This is a genomic window from Planktothricoides sp. SR001 (genome assembly GCF_001276715.1).
GTDB lineage: Bacteria > Cyanobacteriota > Cyanobacteriia > Cyanobacteriales > Laspinemataceae > Planktothricoides > Planktothricoides raciborskii.
In genome coordinates, this window is the sequence record NZ_LIUQ01000088.1 from 13,789 (window position 1) to 14,505 (window position 717).

Annotated in this window: 1 protein-coding gene; it reads right to left on the reverse strand. The window is 50.2% G+C overall.

What is annotated here, in order from left to right; genetic code table 11:
• The coding region (locus AM228_RS34660) for a hypothetical protein (RefSeq protein WP_197285436.1) at positions 1-254 on the reverse strand (254 nt) is incomplete at its 3' end.
• Positions 255-717: the final 463 nt, after the last annotated feature.

Genomic DNA, 717 nt, shown 5'->3' on the forward strand with positions numbered 1-717 from the left:
GGCGTCGGGGTCGGCGTCGGGGTCGGGGTCGGGGTCGGCGTCGGCGTCGGCGTTTCGGTTGGGGTTCCACCCAGGTTAGGATTCAGTGGTTGTGCGGGGGTTGTGGGTGCCGGTGACACTGGAGACACTACTGCTTCAGCCGGGGCGCTGGGCGCCACGACTGTGGCGATCGCGCTGGCTGCGGCAGCTAAACCGCCGATAATGACGCCTTTTGCGGGCGCTGTAAGATTTGAGAATCGCTGTTTTCCGTTCATTGTCCAAAAATACCGCTACTGAGCCCTATATGGTAAAGGGAGGAAGCGAGGCGGGTGATAGCGCTTCCTGATGTACAAGTGAATTTGGTCTTTTTGTCGATTAAGATCGGCAGTTAAGCCGATTTGGACTACTCCTCTAAAGCTGTGGCTTTCCACTCGTGAAAGCGAAATACACACAGATCAATGCCCCTATCTTAATGGAAAATGATCAGATTCGCAGCGATCGCTGCTTAATCTGACTGGATGTCAACAAATCTAGATCAAGCAGGCAGATCGATCAATTGCCGATACTTTTTTGCTAACATTTGCTAACAAACACATAAGTTGAGATACTCTCTCAACCAAGGCGTATCAACCAATGCACGTAGGAAGATCCCTCGCGCACCATTTAAATCCCTGTCCATCTTTAATTGGGTGGAATTCGATTTAATCGTTTTTGCTCCACCCAAATTATTGATAATTT